Annotated in this window: 5 protein-coding genes and 1 pseudogene; 3 read left to right on the plus strand and 3 right to left on the minus strand. The window is 69.4% G+C overall.

The genetic code is table 11. The features are described from left to right. Window positions 1-238 (plus strand): annotated as a pseudogene (locus WA805_RS10030) (phosphotransferase); the annotation flags it as partial. Window positions 239-264: 26 nt separating this feature from the next. On the opposite strand, the gene WA805_RS10035 reads toward WA805_RS10030, so the two are convergent. Both WA805_RS10035 and WA805_RS10040 read right to left on the minus strand, forming a co-directional pair. After that, entirely contained in the window at window positions 265-1,332 is a 1,068-nt protein-coding gene (locus tag WA805_RS10035) for a GNAT family N-acetyltransferase (RefSeq protein ID WP_425242206.1), read from the minus strand. A 10-nt stretch (window positions 1,333-1,342) separates the two neighbouring features. Continuing rightward, the gene (locus WA805_RS10040; RefSeq protein ID WP_425242207.1) at window positions 1,343-2,113 is read right to left on the minus strand and encodes a VOC family protein; all 771 of its coding nucleotides are present in this window, start codon (window positions 2,111-2,113) and stop codon (window positions 1,343-1,345) included. Window positions 2,114-2,137: 24 nt separating this feature from the next. On the opposite strand from WA805_RS10040, the gene thyX reads away from it, so the two are divergent. Continuing rightward, window positions 2,138-2,926, plus strand: a complete 789-nt coding sequence (gene thyX / locus WA805_RS10045) for an FAD-dependent thymidylate synthase (protein WP_422281500.1) — start codon at window positions 2,138-2,140, stop codon at window positions 2,924-2,926. 186 nt (window positions 2,927-3,112) lie between these two features. Continuing rightward, on the plus strand, window positions 3,113-3,907 hold the full coding sequence (locus WA805_RS10050; protein WP_424559421.1) for a gamma-glutamyl-gamma-aminobutyrate hydrolase family protein: 795 nt from the start codon (window positions 3,113-3,115) through the stop codon (window positions 3,905-3,907). Between the two features lie 26 nt (window positions 3,908-3,933). On the opposite strand, the gene WA805_RS10055 is transcribed toward WA805_RS10050, so the two are convergent. Beyond that, window positions 3,934-4,157, minus strand: a 224-nt coding sequence (locus tag WA805_RS10055) for a cytochrome c biogenesis protein CcdA (RefSeq protein ID WP_425242208.1), incomplete at its 5' end; no start/stop codon positions are given.

The raw sequence follows: 4,157 nt of genomic DNA on the forward strand, positions 1-4,157 counted from the left end.
CATCACGTCGGGGGATCCGGCCACGGACCTCGCGGTGGCGTGGATGGTGCTGCCCCTCGCGTGGCACGGCGCCTTCCGCGCAGCGTACGAGGCCGCCGGCGGACCGCCCGGCGACGCCCTCTGGCAGCGCGCCCGCGGCTGGGCGCTGAACCTCGCGCTCGTCTTCCTGGCTCACTCGGCGGACAACCCGCAACTGCGACGCGTCGGGCGCCGTACCCTCCGCGCCGTCCTGTGTTAGTGTCCGCGCCCGCTGCGCGCCTGCCGTTACTTCGCCCGCAACCAGCCGGCTGCACCGTGCAAAACCGGATGTCGCCTGACGACCTCGATCACCCGCCCGCGTGCGGCCGCCCGCGCTCGGGGGGCCGTCGCGAGCACCGCACCGCGGAGCGAGCCCGTGGTGACAATGCCGACGCCGACGAATAGGTCACCGTTCTTCAGCTCATCTTTATAGCGCTGGAGACCGGTGCCCATGTCGATCACGCGAACACCCGCGGCCGGCGTGAACTCGGCCATGCGCAGGTGCATGATGAGCCCGGCCGAATACCGGCTGAACTCTGCGTCATACGCCGGGAACCAGTGGGCCAGGGTATCGCCGCCGCGCAGTCCGAAGTGCGCGGCGATCGGAACATCGGCCGCGTACAGCACAGAGAAGAGGCCGCTGAAGGAGTCACCGCGGGTGCTGAACAGCGTTTCAATCAGGCCGGTAACCCACGACCACGCGAAAATGTCGAACTGCCCGGTCCGCCGGTACTGGGCTCTTTTCCAGGTGAGCAGGGAGCGGAAAGCGCTGATGTCGTCTGAGTCAGCTACGAAACGAAGTTCGCCCGCCTCACGTTCCAGCTTCCGTGCTTTGCGCTCTGTGTTCCTGCACAACTGCGGGGCCTGGGTGCCGAGCTTTTCATAGTAGGCATCGAATCCGTTGGACAGGTCGATGATCGGCGAGCGTTCCACGCCTGTCCGGTACCGTTCAAACGGCTGTTGCGAAGCCTCAAGGTGATCAAAACGCCACGCGGGGAGCCCGCATCGTCGCACCAGTTCGCGCGCGTCCCACTGGACGCCAGGAGCGTGGATGAGGCCCTGGCAGTCGGTCATCCCTGCCGCGATGGGCAGCCCTGCCCCGAGCCTGCCCCGCTCAAAAGGGAAAAACCCGGCAACGTCAGGCCCGTCGCTCAGAACGGCGACTCGTGCGCCCGGCCGGAATTCACCAACGGCGATCGTGAACTCCGGGGAAAGAAACGGGCTGGCGAGAGACGGCGTACTGGACTGCATGGCACGCCAGGAGGCGATGTCGTCCGGCCCCAATTCGCCCGGACGCACAACGGAAACCCGCATTTCGTCACTCCTATTTCCAGGGCGGCCTGCCGACCAGGCAGTACTCGTGTCCGGCGGGGTCGGTCAGCACGGTCCAGTACTCGAACATGCCGGTCACCCGCGCGCCGTGGTCGACGTGCCAGGCTACCGCCGCGTCCCGGTCCGTGCAGCCCAGATCGATGTGCCCGCGGACCCGCTGACCGGGCGCCGCCTCCTCCCGCCGCTGCAGCAGGAGCCGGACCGGCATTCCGGTGCCCGCCGGCCCGGTCAGGTAGGCGAATCCAGGCACCGGCGCGGCCTGTGGCGCCTGGCCGGTGAGCGCGGCCCAGAAGGCGCTCTCGCTGGCGAACAGCTCCGGCGGGATGTCCAGGCACAGCGTGTCCACCCGGCTGACCCCGCGGCCATCCACCGCCTGCGGGGCCGGCACGGCACGCTCTCCCTCCCAGCGGACCAGGCAGAACGTGAACCCGCCGGGACTGTCGGCGACGATCACCTCGCCCGCCTCCCGGTGCCGCACGGTCGCGCCAAGCGCCAGCGCCAGGCCGGCCGCCTCATCAAGCGCCTGCAGCGCCCAGCCCGCCGTATCGACGTGCAGGTCGAGGTGGTAACCGCCGTCCCCGGCGAGCACCCGCTGCACCCGCAGATAGGCGTCGCCCGACGGAGGCAGCAAGGTGGCGAATTCGCCGCCTGGCCCGCGGAACGGCGACAGGCCGTAGCCCGTTGCCGCCCGCCAGAACGCGATGCCCGGGCCGAACCCCGCCGCGGGGAAATCCAGGAAGACCGTGAGCCACCGGAACGTCACGCCCTCAAGGTAGTGTGCTGTGCCATGAGGACGGTAGAGCCCGAGGTTTTCCTGGTCGCGCGGCCCCAGATCGACTACCAGGCGATCGCCGCCTACCTGCGCGAAGTCGGCGGGGAACGCTGGCTGGAACGGCTGGACCGCGACCAGCTCGACACCGACGCGCAGAACCTCGCCGAGTTCGCCGGCCGGATGTGCTACCGCTCCTGGGAGCCTGGCCTGAACCCGAACGTGAGCCGGATCCGCGAGGACCAGGTCCGGTACCTGGAAAACATCCTGCGCAGCGGCCACGGATCGGTCCTCGAGCACATCAACTTCACGTTCGTCCTGCACAACGTCAGTCGCGTATTCACCCATGAAACCGTCAGGCACCGCGCCGGAACGGCCATCTCGCAGGAGTCGCTGCGCTTCGTCCGCCTCGACGAACTACCCTTCTGGTTCCCCGACTGGGCGCAGCAGGACCCCGAGCTCATGAAGCGCGCGACCGCCCTGCTGACGGAGATGGAAGCATTCCAGCAGTGGATGGCCGGGCACTTCCGCCTCGACGACGACGGCGTCCCCTTCCACGAGAAGAAGCACAAGACGTCGTTCATGCGCCGCTTCGCGCCGGACGGCGTGGCCACCGGGCTGGTGTGGACCGCGAACATCAGGGCGCTGCGGCACACCATCGAAATGCGCACCGACGCGGGGGCCGAGGAGGAAATCCGGCTGGTCTTCGGCAAGATCGGGGAGATCATGCGCGCCGAGGCGCCCGCGCTTTTCAGCGACTACCAGGTGACCGACGGTGCATGGGTGCCAGGCTGGCGGAAGGTCTAGTTCTCGTCAGGAACCCGGCGGCGAAGAGAAGCCCGTAGAAATAAGTCATCGCCAGGTCAGAAACCGCTTCAGTCAGGAAGAATGGCGATGGTGCGGGGGCGGGGTTTGTGTTCCCGTCTGACGGTTGCGCACAGTGTTGCACTCGGTTGCACTCGCGACAGAGCGTTACAAGGCGAGGAGGACTGAATGGGCCGCCCGATCATAGGCATTACCTGCGAGCTGGAGGCGGCCCGCTGGGGAGACTGGCTTCGTGAGGCCGCGATTTCCCCGGTCAGTTACACCCGGGCCGTGGAGCGGGCCGGGGGAGCGCCCGTGCTGCTGCCCCCGGTGCCGCCGGATTCGGTGTCCTCCCTCGTCGTCCGCCTCGACGGGCTGCTGTTCACCGGCGGCAGGGACGTCGACCCCGCGCTGTACGAGCAGCAGCGGCTGGACGACACCGACCTGCCCGAGCACCGCAGGGACAGGTTCGAGCTGCTGCTGATGCGCGCCGCGCTCGAGGCCGGCCTGCCCTTCCTCGCCATCGGCCGCGGGTTGCACGTGCTGACCGTGGCGCGCGGCGGCACGCTCACCCAGCATCTGCCCGAGCACCGGCCGGACCGGGCCCGCTACCTGCCGCACGATGTGCACCTAGCCGACGACAGCGTGCTCGGCCGCCTGCTCGGCAGCAAGGTCCAGGTGCCCGCCGCGCACCACCAGGCACCTGACCGGCTCGGCGACGGCCTGACGGCAACCGGCTGGTCGCCGGACGACCAGGCGGTGGAGGCCGTGGAAGTCGCCGGGCACGGGTTCGGCGTCGGCGTGCACTGGCACCCCGAGGAAAGCGACGACCTCCGCCTGCTGACCGCCCTGGTCGAGGCGGCCGGCAAGCCACGCCGCGAGGCGGTCCAGGCCCAGCGGGCGGAACCGCAGCAATCCCAGGCGCACCAGCAGCCTAAGAAGCCGCCGGCCCCCAAGCCCAAGGCGGGCACGCGCGCCCGCTGACCGGGCCGCCGTCTTGCGGAGCCCCGCTACAGCGGGGTCGAATAGCTGGTGAGCCAGTGGGTGTGCAGCCAGGCGATGGCAGACGTCCACGCGCCGGTTACTTCGAGGACGCCGACGACCACCAGCAAGGCGCCGCCGATCCTGCTGACCAGCCGCGCGTTGCGGCGGAAGAAGCCGAGCACGTTCACCGCGCGCTGGAAGGCGGCCGCGACGATCAGGAACGGGATGCCGAGGCCGAGCCCGTAGACGA

It is taken from the genome of Trebonia sp. (assembly GCF_049794275.1).
Classification (GTDB): domain Bacteria; phylum Actinomycetota; class Actinomycetes; order Streptosporangiales; family Streptosporangiaceae; genus Trebonia.

Excerpts from the sequence above, each read along its gene's own strand:
- WA805_RS10035 (WP_425242206.1), bottom strand. The coding sequence starts at position 1,332 with ATGCGGGTTTCCGTTGTGCGTCCGGGCGAATTGGGGCCGGACGACATC.
- thyX (WP_422281500.1), top strand. The coding sequence starts at position 2,138 with ATGAGGACGGTAGAGCCCGAGGTTTTCCTGGTCGCGCGGCCCCAGATC.
- WA805_RS10050 (WP_424559421.1), top strand. The coding sequence starts at position 3,113 with ATGGGCCGCCCGATCATAGGCATTACCTGCGAGCTGGAGGCGGCCCGC.